The sequence below is a fragment of the Mesorhizobium sp. 2RAF45 genome (assembly GCF_052115225.1).
Classification (GTDB): domain Bacteria; phylum Pseudomonadota; class Alphaproteobacteria; order Rhizobiales; family Rhizobiaceae; genus Mesorhizobium; species Mesorhizobium jarvisii.
This window is the reverse complement of the sequence record NZ_JBFRGG010000022.1, coordinates 60,224-74,590: the sequence shown is the minus strand read 5'-3', so window position 1 is coordinate 74,590 and position 14,367 is coordinate 60,224. Positions and strand designations below refer to the sequence as shown.

The 14,367-nt window shown below is 63.1% G+C and carries 15 protein-coding genes; 12 read left to right on the top strand and 3 right to left on the bottom strand.

Annotation, left to right across the window (positions count from 1 at the left end; translation table 11 throughout):
* Both AB4Z43_RS32105 and AB4Z43_RS32100 read left to right on the top strand, forming a co-directional pair.
* Positions 1-149: 2-oxo acid dehydrogenase subunit E2 (locus tag AB4Z43_RS32105; protein WP_441940751.1), on the top strand; the 149-nt coding region annotated here is incomplete at its 5' end.
* A 110-nt stretch (positions 150-259) separates the two neighbouring features.
* Positions 260-628: a hypothetical protein gene (locus tag AB4Z43_RS32100; RefSeq protein WP_064981045.1), complete on the top strand. Its 369-nt coding sequence runs from the start codon at positions 260-262 to the stop codon at positions 626-628.
* Positions 629-673: 45 nt separating this feature from the next.
* Here AB4Z43_RS32100 and AB4Z43_RS32095 read toward each other — a convergent pair whose 3' ends face one another.
* Positions 674-1,645, bottom strand: coding sequence for a sugar-binding transcriptional regulator (locus AB4Z43_RS32095; protein ID WP_064981044.1), 972 nt, complete (start codon positions 1,643-1,645; stop codon positions 674-676).
* A gap of 262 nt (positions 1,646-1,907) precedes the next feature.
* Between AB4Z43_RS32095 and AB4Z43_RS32090 the strand changes: the two genes are divergently transcribed.
* The 7 genes from AB4Z43_RS32090 to AB4Z43_RS32060 all read left to right on the top strand — a co-directional run bounded on the left by AB4Z43_RS32090 (position 1,908) and on the right by AB4Z43_RS32060 (position 10,366).
* Complete coding sequence (locus AB4Z43_RS32090; protein WP_441940743.1) at positions 1,908-2,894, top strand: ABC transporter substrate-binding protein; 987 nt, start codon at positions 1,908-1,910, stop codon at positions 2,892-2,894.
* Positions 2,895-2,953: 59 nt separating this feature from the next.
* Positions 2,954-4,657 carry an ABC transporter permease gene (locus AB4Z43_RS32085; RefSeq protein ID WP_038650026.1) on the top strand — a complete coding sequence of 568 codons (1,704 nt, stop codon included), beginning with the start codon at positions 2,954-2,956 and terminating at the stop codon, positions 4,655-4,657.
* Positions 4,645-5,721, top strand: coding sequence for an ABC transporter ATP-binding protein (locus AB4Z43_RS32080; protein WP_069090275.1), 1,077 nt, complete (start codon positions 4,645-4,647; stop codon positions 5,719-5,721). Before AB4Z43_RS32085 ends, AB4Z43_RS32080 begins: the two co-directional genes overlap by 13 nt.
* Entirely contained in the window at positions 5,721-6,887 is a 1,167-nt protein-coding gene (locus tag AB4Z43_RS32075) for an MBL fold metallo-hydrolase (protein ID WP_069090274.1), read from the top strand. The genes AB4Z43_RS32080 and AB4Z43_RS32075 overlap by 1 nt, the downstream gene beginning before the upstream one ends.
* A complete protein-coding gene (locus AB4Z43_RS32070) occupies positions 6,884-7,627 on the top strand; it encodes a 5'/3'-nucleotidase SurE (protein ID WP_441940740.1) in 744 nt (247 codons plus the stop codon). The genes AB4Z43_RS32075 and AB4Z43_RS32070 overlap by 4 nt, the downstream gene beginning before the upstream one ends.
* Before the next feature lie 106 nt (positions 7,628-7,733).
* Positions 7,734-8,945, top strand: coding sequence for a DUF930 domain-containing protein (locus AB4Z43_RS32065; protein WP_441940749.1), 1,212 nt, complete (start codon positions 7,734-7,736; stop codon positions 8,943-8,945).
* Positions 8,946-9,301: 356 nt separating this feature from the next.
* Entirely contained in the window at positions 9,302-10,366 is a 1,065-nt protein-coding gene (locus AB4Z43_RS32060) for a DUF930 domain-containing protein (protein WP_441940747.1), read from the top strand.
* 101 nt (positions 10,367-10,467) lie between these two features.
* Here AB4Z43_RS32060 and AB4Z43_RS32055 read toward each other — a convergent pair whose 3' ends face one another.
* Together AB4Z43_RS32055 and AB4Z43_RS32050 are read right to left on the bottom strand one after the other, a co-directional pair.
* Positions 10,468-11,142, bottom strand: a complete 675-nt coding sequence (locus tag AB4Z43_RS32055) for an HAD family hydrolase (RefSeq protein WP_441940738.1) — start codon at positions 11,140-11,142, stop codon at positions 10,468-10,470.
* A gap of 104 nt (positions 11,143-11,246) precedes the next feature.
* Positions 11,247-11,888 (bottom strand): hypothetical protein, encoded by a 642-nt coding sequence (locus tag AB4Z43_RS32050; RefSeq protein ID WP_038653435.1) that lies wholly within the window; start codon positions 11,886-11,888, stop codon positions 11,247-11,249.
* 191 nt (positions 11,889-12,079) lie between these two features.
* Between AB4Z43_RS32050 and AB4Z43_RS32045 the strand changes: the two genes are divergently transcribed.
* From AB4Z43_RS32045 to srlE, 3 genes are read left to right on the top strand one after another with little or no spacing between them, the layout of a single operon-like run.
* Positions 12,080-12,517, top strand: a complete 438-nt coding sequence (locus tag AB4Z43_RS32045; RefSeq protein ID WP_027047457.1) for a transcriptional regulator GutM — start codon at positions 12,080-12,082, stop codon at positions 12,515-12,517.
* Between the two features lie 51 nt (positions 12,518-12,568).
* Positions 12,569-13,330 carry a PTS glucitol/sorbitol transporter subunit IIC gene (gene srlA / locus AB4Z43_RS32040; protein WP_027047456.1) on the top strand — a complete coding sequence of 254 codons (762 nt, stop codon included), beginning with the start codon at positions 12,569-12,571 and terminating at the stop codon, positions 13,328-13,330.
* Between the two features lie 16 nt (positions 13,331-13,346).
* The gene (srlE, locus tag AB4Z43_RS32035; protein ID WP_038650011.1) at positions 13,347-14,351 is read left to right on the top strand and encodes a PTS glucitol/sorbitol transporter subunit IIB; all 1,005 of its coding nucleotides are present in this window, start codon (positions 13,347-13,349) and stop codon (positions 14,349-14,351) included.
* The last annotated feature ends 16 nt before the right edge of the window (positions 14,352-14,367 follow it).

The following is a 14,367-nucleotide window of genomic DNA, read 5'->3' as shown; positions in this document are numbered from 1 at the left end:
CTGTGGTCAAGAATGGCGAGATCAAAATCGCCACCGTGATGTCGGTGACCTTGTCGACCGACCATCGCGCTGTCGATGGCGCGCTCGGCGCCGAACTTCTGGTCGCCTTCAAGCGGCTGATCGAGAACCCGATGGGCATGCTGGTCTAGCTTGTTGTAAGCCGGTGCCAAACGTTACGCCGGCTTACGACAGAAACGACTTGTCAGGCGCCGACCCTTGACCCATCTTCCCCAGTGGATCGCGACCAAGGGAGGCCAAAATGCCTGCATTCGACCCGTCTGACGTCAAAACCTTGTTCGGCAAGGTCATGGGTGCCTCGCCGTCCGACATCAAGCTGGTGGCGCAGCGCCTGCACGACCATGCCTTCGAGCCGCGCATGTCGGCGGAGGAGACCAGGCAGCTTGTCGCTGACCTGGGCTATGACAGCCTCGATGCGTTCTGTGCCGATATCGGCCTGCCCGCTCATATCGCCGAGCGCTGGAGCCGTTTTGGCGTTTCCGGTGAGATGAAACAGGTGTTCACCCTTTTGGCGGCCCAGCGCAAGCGGGTGGCCGAGGCGATCGCCGAATTCGAATCCATGACCCATGTCGGCGTCGAGGATTATTTGCGCGAACGCGGCCTCATCTAAGGTGTATCTATATTCGGGTGAGGTCGGCCTGCAAATGGCAGGACCTCAACCGCCCTTGGCCAGCAGTGCAGTCGCCGTGTCGCTGTCGGTGATCAGCACATTGGTGCTGACCGCCTTGAGTGCGGCCAGGATCGCCGCCACCTTGCGTTTTCCGCCGGCGGCCAGCACGACATTCGGCACCTGGCTCACCACATCGAGACCGATGGCCATGACGCGCCCGTTGACCTCATGGTCGACCAGCCGGCCGGCGGCATCGACGAAGTAGCACAGCATGTTGGCGACCGCGCCTTTCGCCTTCAATGGCGCGATCAGCGATGACGGCACGATCCCGTGGCGAAAGATGGTGGCGTCCGCGGACATGTCGCCGACGGTGAGCAGTGCGATGTCGGCGGCCGCCGCCCGCTGGCGTACGTCCTGCAGGGTCGGCTGCGCCCACAGGAGGTCGCGAAGCGCCGGATCGTCAACCATCACCGGCGCGGTGATCTGGTAGGAGTCGACCTCGAAGACATCGGCGACCTTGGCGGCGACGATCGAGGGGTTGATCCACTGCGAATGCGGCAGGCTGCCGACGAGCGCCACCACCGAGGCGCGCCTCAGCTGCTGGCGGGCGAGGAAGCCCAGGCTTGCATGCAGTGTCGCGCCGCCGCCGATCGCCAGCGTCATGCCGTCGTGCATCTGCTCGCCGAGATAGGCCGCCACGGCATGGCCGATCGCCTTTTCCAGATGCTCATGCGCCGAGGGTGTCGGGATGACCACCGCGGCGTCGAGGCCCCAGCGCTTTTCCAGTTCCCGCTCGAGCGCAACCTGTCCGGCGGTCGGTGCGTTGATCATGGTGACCACGATGCCTTCGGCGGTGCAGGCAGCCAGCGTGCGCATGACCTTCACGCGAGAGACATCGAGCTTCTCGGCGATCTGTTCCTGCGTGAAGCCCTCGACATAGTAGAGCCAGGCCGTCTTAACGTTGAGATCGGACGACACCATCGGCAGGCGGGCCGGTGTGGGTTTTTCCGTGGGCATCTGTTCTCGTCCCTCATCAGCCATGGCCGACCGCGTCGTCCTCATCGGAGAAACGCCGGCCGGATGTCAACCGGATGCCGGTTTCAGCCAAGCGGATTGTTGCACATCTCTGATCATTTGTAATTGACAATGTACAAATGAACATATTTTGTGGGTTTCACGCGCAGTGTCATCCACCAGTCATATGCGCCGTGCAGGGAGGAAGAGACGGGGAGCCGGCCAGGGGCCGGACCGGTCATGCACAGACAAGACAGGAGGTCTCATGAAGACGCTACTCATCAAGCTGCTGGCCAGCCAGTTGGCGCTCGCGGCAATTTTGTTTGCCGGCGTGGCAAACGCCGAAACACTGACGCTCTACACATCGCAGCCGGAAGCCGACGCGGCCAAGACCGTGGACGCCTTCAAGAAGGCGCAGCCCGGCATCGACGTGACCATCTATCGTTCTGGGACCAGCGACATCCTCACCAAGATGGCGGCCGAGTTCGGCGCCGGCAGCCCGCAACCCGACGTGCTTTTGATCGCCGACGCGGTCTCGATGGAGCTATTGAAGAAGGACGACCGGCTGCTGCCTTATCCCGAAGCCAAGCTCGATGGCATCGAGGCTGATGCCTATGACGCCGATAGGACCTATTTCGGCAGCAAGCTGATCACCACCGGCATCGTCTACAACACCGCGGCTGCTGAAAAGCCGCAGCATTGGGCCGATCTTGCCAAGCCCGCCTATGCCGATGGCCTGGTCATGCCGAGCCCGCTCTATTCGGGCGCGGCCGCCTATCTGCTTTCCGGCTTTGCCGGCGATACCAACTTAGGCTGGGATTTCTTCCAGAAGCTGAAGACCAACAACACCGTCAGCGTGCGCGGCAACGGTGCTGTACTGAAGTCGGTGGCATCAGGCGAGAAGCCCTATGGCATCCTCGTCGACTTCATGGCGATGAACGCCAAGAAGAAGGGCTCGCCGGTCGAGTTCGTGTTCCCGAGCGAAGGCGTGCCGGCGGTGACCGAGCCGGTCGCCATCATGAAGACCGCCAAGAATGTCGACGGCGCCAAGAAGTTCGTCGACTTCATTCTGTCGGATGAGGGCCAGAAGCTGGCGCTGTCCATGGGCTACCTGCCGGCGCGTGCCTCGGTCGGCCGTCCCGAATGGCTGCCGGAAGGCGTCAAGGTCAAGGTGATGCCGTTCGACACCAAGGCGATCGTCGCCAAGACCGACGCCGACAAGGCGAAGTTCCAGGAACTGTTCGGCGGCTGAGCCGGCAATCGTGGCGGGATGTCGTCTCGACGGCATCCCGGACCTCAGGAAACACAACCATGCCAACACGCGTCAGGGAAAGCCGGGGCCAGGAAATGGTCCTGACGGCGGCGGTGGCCGTCGTCATCGTGCTGCTTTCGCTGCTGCCCATGCTGCGCCTCATCAAGGAGATCGTGGCACCTGGCGGCACGCTGTCGACCGTGGCCATTGCGGCCGGGCTGAGAAACCCGGCGACCTGGATCGCGACATGGCATACGCTGGTCGTCGGCATCGGCGGCACCTTGCTTGCGGTGCTGTCGGGAACGCTGGTGGCGGTGCTGGTCTCGCTGACCGACATACGCGGCCGCAGCGCCCTGGTGCTCTGCTACGTCATGCCGCTGATGATCGCGCCGCAGGTCACGGCGCTGGCCTGGCTGCAGCTGTTCGGCCCGGCAAGCCCATTCCTCAAGCTGTTCGGAGCGGCACCGCCGCTCGGCACGAAAAACCCGCTTTACTCAACGTCAGGCATCATTCTGCTGCTTGGCGTCCAATATGGCCCGCTGGTGTTCCTGCTGGTGCGTGCCGGCCTGCGCAAGCTGCCGCGCGAACTGGTCGAGGCCGCGCGCGCCGGCGGCGCGGGCTGGTTCACCGTGCTGGTCACCATCGTTCTGCCCTTGATGACGCCGTCGATCATGGCGGCCGCGGCACTCGCCTTCGTGTCCTGCGTCGGCAATTTCGGCATTCCGGCTTTCCTCGGCATTCCCGCCAACTACCTGGTGCTGCCGACCCTTATCTATCAGAAGCTGGCCGGCGGTGGTCCGGCCGTGCTCGGCGAGACCGCGTTCCTATCGGCTCTGATCGGCGTTATCGCCATGGCCGGCATTCTCGCCCAGGAGGTGATGAGCCGCCGCCGCGACTACCGTATCTCTTCGACATCGTTGCCGGCCGAACCCTACGAACTCGGTCGCTGGCGGGCTATTGTCCAGGCCTGCATGTGGCTGCTGATCGTGCTGGTGCTGTTCCTGCCGCTGTTCGGGTTGGTGCTGACCTCATTGGTACCGGGCTATGGCATCGCGCTCACCGCCAAGACGGTGACGCTCGACAATTATCGTTTCGTGCTGTTCGAGCATGACGCCGCCAACCGCGCCTTCTTCAACAGTTTCTGGCTGTCGATCGCGGCCGCATTCTTCGCGGTCGTGGTCGCCGTGCCGGTCGGCTATCTCATCGCCTGGGGCAGGCAGCGCTGGGTACGGCTGCTCAATCTGGCGGTCGAACTGCCCTATGCCTTGCCCGGCGTGGTGCTGGCGATCGCCTCGCTGCTGCTCTTCCTCAGGCCGATCCCACTGACCGGCATCCAACTCTACAACACGGTCTGGATCATCCTCTACGCCTACCTCGCCCGCTTCCTGGTGTTGGCGCTGCGGCCGACCATCAGCGGCTATCACCAGATCGATCGGGCGCTGGAGGAGGCCGCGCAGGTGGCGGGCGCCGGCCTGTTCACGCGCATGCGCACCATCATCTTTCCACTGGTCGCGCCGGCGGCGATCGCCGGTGGTCTGCTGATCTTCATGACGGCGCTCAGCGAACTCACCGTCTCGGCGCTGCTGTGGTCGTCAGGCTCGGAGACGATCGGCGTGGTGATGTTTTCCTTCGAACAGGGCGGCGATTCCAACTACGCGGCGGCGATGTCGGTCATCACGGTCGCGGTCACCTTCGTGCTGATGCTGGTGACCAATCTGCTTGCCCCCTACCTTCCCAGCGGAGTGCTGCCATGGCGCGACTGAGCCTGGACCATGTGACCAAGAGCTTCGCCAACTTCGACGCCGTGAAGGACGTCTCGATCGACGTTGCCGATGGCGAGTTCCTGGCCGTGCTTGGACCGTCCGGCTGCGGCAAGACGACGTTGCTCAGGCTGGTCGCCGGATTCGAGAAAGTGACTTCGGGAGCGATCCGCATCGGCAGCGATGTCGTATCGAGCAGCGTCGGCAGCGTCGCGCCGGAAAAGCGGCGCGTCGGCATCGTCTTCCAGAACTATGCGCTGTGGCCGCACATGACGGTGGCCGAGAATATCGGCTATTCGCTGAAGGTGGCGAAGCTCGACAAGACCGTCGCGCGCCATAAGGTCGAGGACGCGCTGGCTCTGGTCAATCTGCAGGGGCTGGGCGAGCGCAGGCCGGCCAATCTTTCCGGCGGTCAGCGCCAGCGCGTGGCGCTGGCGCGCTGTCTTGTCGCCGCACCGTCGCTGGTGCTGTTCGACGAGCCGCTCGCCAATCTCGACGTGCATCTGAGAGCCTCGATGGAGGACGAGTTCGCCGCCTTTCACAAGCGCACAGGCACGACCATCGTTTATATCACCCACGATCAGGCCGAGGCGATGGCGCTGGCCGACCGCATCGCGGTGATGGACCATGGCCGCGTGGCGCAACTGGCGACACCGCGTGAACTCTATCATGAGCCGGCAAATGAGATGGTCGCCTCCTTTATCTCGCAAGGCATCCTGCTGCCGGCGGATGTCCTGACGGGCGAAGACGGCGGCCATTGCAAGGTCAGGGTTCTGGGAACCGAGCTGGTGGTCCGCTGCCGGCCCGGCGAGCGGCCGCGTGCGGGTGCCAAGATCTGCTGCCGGTCGGCCGACCTTGACGTCTCACCGCATGGGCCAGGCTTCGATGGCCTCGTGAAACGGGTGATCTACCAGGGTGGCGCCGCACGCATCGAATTCACCCCTGCCGCGGGGCCTGACCTCACCTTGCATTTCGAGCAGCCAGACCCGGTTACGCTGGAGAGTGGAGCCCAGGCACGCCTGCGCATAAGATCCGGCTGGCTGATCCCGGTGGGGATGGCCTCGTGATGATGCTCGATCTCCTTGGCGGCTTTGGGGAAAAGGGCCGCACCAGCCTCGCCGTCAGCAGCGGCGGCGACCGCATCCTGCTCGATATCGGCGTCAAGGTCGGCGCCTCCGGCGCGGAATATTATCCGGCGCTCGACGGTCGGGTCGACGACATCGATGCACTCTTCGTCTCGCACGCCCATGAGGATCATATCGGTGCGCTGAGTTGGCTGTTGTCGCGCGGCTATGCCGGCCCGATCTTCATGACGGCCAAGACGCGCGACGAGGCTGCGGCCACGCTTGCCGCCTATGCCGATCCAGGGGATTTCAAGCGCTTTCCGTTTCCAGCCAATCGCATCGAGCTCTTCGAACCCGGCGATACGCTGAAGAGTGGAAATCTCACGATCGGGACCGGGCGATCCGGGCATGTCGTGGGCGGCGTCTGGTTCGCCGTCGATGATGGCAAAAGCCGCGCCGCCTATTCCGCCGATGTCGTGCCGGACAGCAATGTGTTTGTCATGGACACGATCCCGCATTGCGATCTTCTGGTCTTCGATGCCTCCTACGGCGCCGATCCCGTGCCGGGGGCTGCGCGGGCGCGGGAAATTTCTGAATGGGTAGCGCGGCATCCGCGGGGATGTCTGCTGCCGACGCCGCTGTCGGGGCGGTCGCTGGAATTGATCGCGGCGCTGCCGGGCCCATTCGCCATCCATGCCGGCATGCGTTCGTCGCTGGCGGGGCAGATCGGGGCCACAGCGGCCTTGTTGCCGGGCGTTTCCGAGCACCTGCGTGCCCGCTTGGCGAGTGCTGCGGACTGGACCGATGCCGATCCCCTGCCGTCGCTGCCGTTGCTGGCCGATGACGGCATGGGCGAGGCCGGCCCGTCGTCGCGGCTGTTGCCGCGTGCCGACGATGCCGGGTTTCCCGTGCTGCTCACCGGACATTTGCCGGCAGGTTCTCCTGGCGATCTGCTGCACAGAGCCGGTCGGGCGGATTGGGTGCGCATGCCCACCCATCCAACGCTGTCGGGCAATGTCGAAATATGGGAGAAGGCAGGACGGCCTGAAGCGCTCGGCCATTCCTGCGTTGCCGATCTTCTCGATGACCTCAAAAGCCACATCCCGTCGCTGCGCACGCAATGCCGTACCGGCCAGCGCATCACGGTGCCGCAAGGAAGCAAAGAATGAGAATCCTGATCTGCAACGATGACGGCATCGAAGCGCCGGGACTTGCCCGTCTCGTCAACGCCGCCGGCGAGCTGAGCGACGATGTCTGGGTCGTCGCGCCCGATGGCAAGCGCACCGCCGCCGGCTCGTCGCTGACGATCGCGAGGCCGCTGACGATGCGGCGCGTCAAGCCGAACTGGTACTCCTGCTCCGGCACGCCGGCCGATTGCGTGGTCAGCGCGATGACGTGGCTGTTTGCCGACGCGAGGAAACCGGACCTGTTATTGGCGGGTGTCAATGACGGCCGCAACGTCGCCGAGGATCTCGCCTATTCCGGGACGCTCGGCATTGCCCGGGAGGCGACCTTCTGGGGCGTCCCGGCGATCGGCTTTTCGCGCGTGAAGAATCCTGAGTTCACCGATAGGGACGATCCATGGCTTGGCGCGCTGATCGCCTCGCTGTGGCAGTCGCGCGCCGGCTGGGCGACAGAAGGCCATTGGTTGAGCGTCAACCTGCCGACCGCGCTGCCGGCCGAGATCCGGCAGCCACGCATCGGCCGTGACAAGATCGGCCGCACGGCCGAGATCGTGGAAAGCGATGGCGATCGCACCGTCATCACCGTGCCGCGCGGGCGCGCTCATGCGAGCGAGCCGGGCGACGAGAACGAGGCGATCGATACCGGATACGTCAGCATCAACAGGCTGAACTGGTTTGGCGAAACGCGGCTGGACGAACGGTTTGTAGGCGGGATTCTGGACTGATCTTCCTGTGTGCGACCATCCCGATCACCAAGCTGTCAGCGGCTAAACCGCGCCAATCCGATGCCTGTGCTTGAAGCCGCCGCTATTTCATTCCACATCGGGCGCAATGAACGGCAAGATACGAGAGTGGTTTCGCAATTGGCGATGGGCTTTGGCCGCATCGCTGATCCTGCATGCCTTGATCGGAGCGTTCTTGTTCTTTGGCGTGCCGAGATCCGAGCAGCAGACGGAACAGCAGGAACAACCCGTCAATGTCGCGATTGTGCCGCCGCCCGAGAAGCCCAAGCCCAAACCTGCTCCAAAGCCACCGGAGCTGACACCCGAAAAGAAGGCTGAAAAGCCGCCTGAACAAAAGCCGCCTCCGGAGCCCCCGAAACTGCCAGACGACCATGTTCTGAAGCGCGTCTTCCAGTACGGCCAGAAAGATACCGGGCCGGAGAAATCGCTCGACGGAAGCAGCGCTAAACCCAACACGCCGTCACCGGCCAAGGATGAGGCGGCGAAGCCGCCTATAACACCGACACCCGCGCCGACCCAGCCCGCCCCGGCCGCAACGCCACAGCAGAAGGCAGAGCCCAGCAAGCCTGACGAGAAGCCGGCCACCATTGCGCCGGAGGAAAAGCCCGCGCAAGGCGAGGAAAAGCAGGAGGCCGCCGCGCCGGACGCCAAACCTGCGCAAAGCGAGGAGAAGCAGGCGACCGAGGACGCTGACAAACAGCAGCCGGACAAACAGGAGCTCGCACCGCAACCCGCCGAAAAGCAAGCGGTTGTGACGCCAAAGCCATTGGCGGCTGAGACTGGTGCTAAGCCAGCGCCTCCAGCCTCAGCTGGAAAGGCAAAGCCTGCCAAGACGTTGACGTTCAAACCCGCCAGAGCCTTCAAAGCGCCGATCGGGAACGCTGGGAGGTCAAATCCCACCAACAACGATGTTGCAGGATCGCCAATCTATTCCGGCCTTCCGGGCGTCAGAAAGCTTTACTCGCAGGGAGCAACCGGCAATGCCTTCGCCACAAGTTCCATGGAGAATGTGCCGCGCGGTCAGCGTGTGGCCACCCTTTGCGGCAATGTTCTGAGCCAGGAACTGCAAAGTGCCGACTATTCGGTCAAATGGGTGCCAACCATTACGCTGGACAAAGGCAATGTTCTGAACCCTGGTCAAGCGGCCTTCAGCACCAGAAACACTTGGTACAATCTAAACTTCCGATGTGAAGTCGACCCCGATGCGACGAGGGTCCTATCCTTCAACTTCCGTGTGGGGTCATTAGTCCCGCCTGGTGAATGGGCCAGCCGTGGATTCACCAAGTATCCGCTGAATTAGGCCGGCACGCCAAGCAGGGACAATTGCCGGCTAATTTCTTGCCAGTCGGCGCAGACGAAATCGGCACCGGCAGCCGTCAGCCATAGCGGTGTGCTCGGCAACCGCGCCCTGGATGCCGACGGACCAATCCTCGATGACGATGCAGCCGGCCGGATTGGCACTCATCCCGGCGGCGAACTGGCTGATCTCAGGTCTTGCTGGATCGGATCGTGCGTAGCCGCTTATTGAGCCGCCACAGCGACTTGGCCAGGCTCCCCTGGGTGTGGTGATCCAAATCGACAAGCTGTCAGCGGCTATATGCGCAAATCCAGTGCTTATGCTTGAAGCCGCCGCTATTTCATTCCACATCGGTCAGGATGAAGGGCGAGACAGAAGAACGGCGTCGGTATCTGTTGTGGGGTATTTCCGCATCGCTGATCCTGCACGTGCTTGCCGCGGCACTCCTTGTGTATGGCCTGCCCGTTCCTCCCCAACAGCCGCGCGAGGAGCAGCCAGTCAATGTCGCGATCGTGCCTGCGCCCGATCAGCCAAAGCCGAAACCCGTTCAGCCGGCGCCAAAGCCACCGGAACCGAAGGTTGAAAAGCCACCTGAGCAGAAAGTTGAAAAACAACCTCCGCCGGAGAAGCAGTCTCAGAAGCCACCGCCAAGCGCGGTCCTGAAGCCTGTTTTTCAGTTCGGCGACAAGGATACCGGCCCGAGGAAATCCCTGGACGGGGCCAGCGCTCAGGACAGTTCGCCGTCTCCCGCCAAGGATGACGATTCGAAGCCGCCTGTCGTGCCGAAGCCTGCAGACAGCCAACCTGTCACGCCGGCAGACTCCGAGCAGCAGGCCGCTTCAAGCGCCGAGATGGATAAACAACAGGCAGCCAAACAGCAGCCAGACAAGCAGGCGGCGCTCGACGCCGCCAAGCAACAGGGCGCGGCACCAGCGCCTTTGGCCGCCGATAGCGGCGGCGAGATCGAGCTTCCCACAACGGCCGAGGCACCAAAGCCCAAACCCGCAAATGCGCCGAAGCCCAGCCCTTCAAAGGCCTCGAAGTCTGCATCTCGGAACAACTCGGGCCTTCCGGGTGTTCGTAGGCTCTACTCGCAGGGCGCTACCGGCGATGCGCTGGCCACGACCGCGATGGGCGGGGTGCCTCGCGGTCAGCGAGCGGCCAAACTTTGCGCCAGCGCGTTGCAGCAGGAATTGCTGGATGCTTCCTATTTTCCCAAATGGGTACCATCTATTCCGTTGAAGGTGGGCAATATTCTAGACGCCCCGGATGTCGCTTTCAGCACGACAACCACATGGTACCATCTGGGCTTTCGGTGCGAGGTCGACACCGATGCGACGAGGGTCCTATCCTTCAACTTCCGCGTTGGGGCACTAATCCCGCCCAGCGACTGGGCCGGTCTTAGACTACCCAGTCCCTACTAGTGCGTTTCACCGCTTCATGGAAACGGCGAACTTCTCTAACTCTTTGTTTTGACCCAATTCCGGACGGAAAACCGCTCGCGCTTTTCTGGCATTTCTCTAGATCAGGCCGGCACGCCGAGCCTGGACAATTGCCGGCTAATTTCTTGCCAGTCCGCGCAGACGAAATCGGCACCGGCCGCCGTCAGCCGCGCGGCGTGGTCGGCATAGGTGTGGCCGCCGCCGGTGTAGCCGATCGCCGTCATGCCGGCGGCAACCGCGCCCTGGATGCCGAAGGGCGAATCCTCGATGACGATGCAGTCGGCCGGATCGGCGCCCATCCTGGCGGCGGCGAACAGGAAGATGTCGGGCGCCGGCTTGCCGTTCTTGACCATGGAGGAGCTGTAGATCGCCTCGCCGAAGAACTGCGCCAGCCCAGTGACGGCCAGGCTGTGGTTGATGCGCTCGATGGAGGATGACGAGGCGACGCAGCGGTCGCCCTCGATCGTTTCCAGAAACGCCGCGATTCCTGGCGTCGGCTTCAATTCCTCAGTGAACAGGATCTTGGTCTCGGACCAGATGTCGCCGTCGGCGGCAGCGGGAAACTGATGGCCGGTCAATTCCCTGATCCTGGCGATGATGTCGGACTGCTTCATGCCGACGCATTGGGCGATAATGCCGCCATGGACGCCGGGCATGCCGTGCCTTTCATAGACGCGTTCGTAGGCCCTGGCGGCCAGCGGCTCGCTGTCGACGAGAACACCGTCGCAATCGAAAATGATAGGCCTTGGTCGCGGCACGCGCTTGTCTCCTCACGTCAAATTTCGCACATCGCTATCGGCAAAAAGTCAAATGTTCAATAGTGCGATGTCTTGAGCGTTCTGGGGCTGAAACGGCGGGGCAGTCAAAGCTGGCGCAGCGCATCGCTTGCGCGGCCGGATCCGAGCGCCCGTTGCATGGCTTGCCGGGACTGAGCGCGGTCCGGCGTGATCCAGTTCGGCTCCGCACCCAGGAAGCGGTCGAGGAACGCCACCGCATAGGCCGGCATCTCGGTGACATTTTCGCGATAGGACCACCAGGTGCGCAGATCGTCGGCGCATTTGTCGATGCTGGGCGCCTTGCCGAACTCCTGCTCATAGATCGCCGAAATCACCGAGACGCAGTAGTTGGTGTAGAGGAAGCCTTCCGGCCAAAAGCGGATGATTTCCAGCGTGCCGGCATTGTGATCCGTTTCGATGAGTTGCGCGAGGCCGGAGATCTCCCTGGCCGGCGCCTGTTTGATCAGCTCGCGCAGCACGAGGCCGGCGGCAAAGACGATGAAGTCGGCGCGGTCGATCGCGGCGAAGCGCTTCTGCGCTTCCATGATCTCGACCCAGTCGAGAAAAGCTCGGGTCAGCTTTGCCTCGTCGATCTCGAAACGCACGCCGAACGTGTCCGAGACCACCTTGGCGCTGCCGCGGAAAGTGGCGCGAAACCAGCGCAGCTGCCGCAAGCGGTGGCGCAGGTCGGGCATAAGGGCCAGTTCATCCCTGAAGGGCAGTTCCATTTCATGCATCCCGTTTGACGACAGGCTAGCACAGCCATGCCGCCGCCGAAATCGGCAGGCGGCCCTGTGGATGGCGTGGCGGAGGCCAATATCATACATATTGACATTCGCGGAAACAAATGTTCTCACTTTGCTGTTGTCGTGCGCCGGTCCAAGGTGCGGCTCAACATAGGCTTCGGGAGGAGAACCGAATGGCGATTTGGCAGTGGGGACTGCTTCTGCTGGTTATTGTGTGGGCGCTGCAGTCGCTCGGCGTCTGGCTGCAGATGCGGCACTATTCGGATGTCTTCCGGGGCGTCACCGACCAGTACAAGGATGGCTTCGTCGGAGCCGGCAATTTTCGCGGCCGGCTTGCCAAGGGCACCATCGCGCTCGTCGTGGTAACGCCCGACCTGATCGTGCGCCGCCTGATGGTGATGAGCGGCCGGTCCGTCTTCACCAAGTTCAAGAGACATGAAGAATTCGAGGGCGTTCCCCTCGATCGAGTCCGGTCCAACCCTGCGATCATGGGGGAGGGGGAACCCGGTGTGGCCGAGGCCGTGAAGCGGGCGATCGAACAGATCGACAAAGCACGGTCGGAGCCGGGGAAGAAGCCGGGCCTGGCCGGCTTGAACATAGCTAGGGCTTAGAGGACGCCGCGCACCGACTGGGATAACCGGCGGGCGGCATAAGGAGGAGAAATGTCTGTATTTTCGTTGTTGGCGCAGCATGCCGACATGGCCGTGCACAATCTGCATGTCGCGGGTGCCATGGTCTCGGATGCTGCATTGCATGGCAAGCTCGCCGTCGAGCATGCTTCCGACCATCTCGTTGTCCTTGCGCAAGCAGACAGCGGACCCATAACCGTTGATCAGTTCAAGGAAAAGCTGAAGGAAGTCCAGCAGGAAGAGCAGCTCGGCTGGCTGACCGCCATCGGCAAGTACTTCATCGGCATCTTCCAGAAGGGCGGCGAAGTGTTCGCCGGCTTCGTCACCGGCATCATTCCGACGCTGGTGGTGCTGATGACCGCCTTCTACGCCGTCACCGAACTGGTCGGCGAAGAGCGCGTGCATGGCCTGGCGCGCGGCGCCGGCAGGATTGCCTTGACCCGCTATACGCTGCTGCCTCTGCTGGCGGTGTTCTTCCTCACCAATCCGATGGCCTACACGTTCGGATCGTTCCTGGAAGAAAAGCACAAGCCGGCTTTCTATGACGCGGCCGTGTCCTACGTGCATCCGCCGCTTGGCCTGTTCCCGCACATCAATCCGGGCGAATATTTCGTCTGGGGCGGCATTCTCGTGGCTCTGCTCGAGCTTGAGAAGAAGGGCGTTGTCGTCGCCGGTTACCACGTCAAGGTGGCGATCTGGTACGCCATTGTCGGCCTCGTCGTCATCCTGCTCAAGGGCATGCTGACCGAGCGCATCACCACCATCATGGCACGCCGCCAGGGCGTCGAGCTGTAAGGGCGGGGAGGACATCATGGACAGGACATTCAAAGCCGTAAAGATCTCGCGGGGCAACACAGGCTGGGGTGGCCCGCTCGTCATCGAGCCGACCGCGCAGCGCGACAAGGTCGTCTCCGTCACCGGCGGCGGCATCCATCCCGTCGCCCAACTTATCGCCGACATGACCGGCGCCACGGCCGTCGACGGCTTCAAGGCGCCGCCGATCGAAGGCGAGATGGCGGTGGTCGTTGTCGACTGCGGCGGCACCGCACGCTGCGGCGTCTATCCGCGCAAGCGCATCCCGACCGTCAATCTGACGCCGGTCGGCCAGGCTGGGCCGCTCGCCCAGTTCATCACCGAGGACATCTACGTTTCGGGCGTGAAGCCGGCCAACGTCACAATGGCGGACGGGTCCGAGGCCGTCACCACTGCGGGGGGAGCAGCATCGATGAGTTCAAGCAATAACACTGCTGCCGCGGCGCCACAGCCGCTGCCGAGCGAAGGCGGGCTGATCGGCCTGATCAGCTCGATCGGCCGCGTCATGGGCCGGGTGGTCGGCATCTTCTTCAATTCCGGCCGCCGCACGATCGACCAGGTGGTGCGCAACGTGCTGCCGTTCATGGCCTTCGTGACCATGCTCATCGGCCTGATCCTCTACACCGGCATCGGTGATGTGCTCGCCCAGCCGATGGGGCCGCTGGCCAACAACATTGTCGGCCTGCTGATCATCTCGGCCATTTGCGGCCTGCCATTCCTGTCGCCCATCCTGGGGCCGGGCGCCGTCATCGCGCAGGTCATCGGCGTGGCCATCATCGGCCCGCAGATCGCCAACGGCACGATTTCGCCGGCGATGGCTCTCCCGGCGCTGTTTGCCTACAATACCCAGGTGGGCTGCGACTTCGTCCCCGTCGGCCTGGCGCTCGGTGAGGCCAAGCCGAAGACGATCGAAATCGGCGTGCCGGCGGTGCTCATCAGCCGCCAGATCATGGGCCCCGTATCCGTGCTGATCGCATGGGTCGTCAGCCTGATCGTGTTCTAAGGAAATAAGAGAATGA

Excerpts from the sequence above, each read along its gene's own strand:
- AB4Z43_RS32100 (WP_064981045.1), top strand. The coding sequence starts at position 260 with ATGCCTGCATTCGACCCGTCTGACGTCAAAACCTTGTTCGGCAAGGTC.
- AB4Z43_RS32095 (WP_064981044.1), bottom strand. The coding sequence starts at position 1,645 with ATGCCCACGGAAAAACCCACACCGGCCCGCCTGCCGATGGTGTCGTCC.
- AB4Z43_RS32090 (WP_441940743.1), top strand. The coding sequence starts at position 1,908 with ATGAAGACGCTACTCATCAAGCTGCTGGCCAGCCAGTTGGCGCTCGCG.
- AB4Z43_RS32085 (WP_038650026.1), top strand. The coding sequence starts at position 2,954 with ATGCCAACACGCGTCAGGGAAAGCCGGGGCCAGGAAATGGTCCTGACG.
- AB4Z43_RS32080 (WP_069090275.1), top strand. The coding sequence starts at position 4,645 with ATGGCGCGACTGAGCCTGGACCATGTGACCAAGAGCTTCGCCAACTTC.
- AB4Z43_RS32075 (WP_069090274.1), top strand. The coding sequence starts at position 5,721 with ATGATGCTCGATCTCCTTGGCGGCTTTGGGGAAAAGGGCCGCACCAGC.
- AB4Z43_RS32070 (WP_441940740.1), top strand. The coding sequence starts at position 6,884 with ATGAGAATCCTGATCTGCAACGATGACGGCATCGAAGCGCCGGGACTT.
- AB4Z43_RS32065 (WP_441940749.1), top strand. The coding sequence starts at position 7,734 with ATGAACGGCAAGATACGAGAGTGGTTTCGCAATTGGCGATGGGCTTTG.
- AB4Z43_RS32060 (WP_441940747.1), top strand. The coding sequence starts at position 9,302 with ATGAAGGGCGAGACAGAAGAACGGCGTCGGTATCTGTTGTGGGGTATT.
- AB4Z43_RS32050 (WP_038653435.1), bottom strand. The coding sequence starts at position 11,888 with ATGGAACTGCCCTTCAGGGATGAACTGGCCCTTATGCCCGACCTGCGC.
- AB4Z43_RS32045 (WP_027047457.1), top strand. The coding sequence starts at position 12,080 with ATGGCGATTTGGCAGTGGGGACTGCTTCTGCTGGTTATTGTGTGGGCG.
- srlA (WP_027047456.1), top strand. The coding sequence starts at position 12,569 with ATGTCTGTATTTTCGTTGTTGGCGCAGCATGCCGACATGGCCGTGCAC.
- srlE (WP_038650011.1), top strand. The coding sequence starts at position 13,347 with ATGGACAGGACATTCAAAGCCGTAAAGATCTCGCGGGGCAACACAGGC.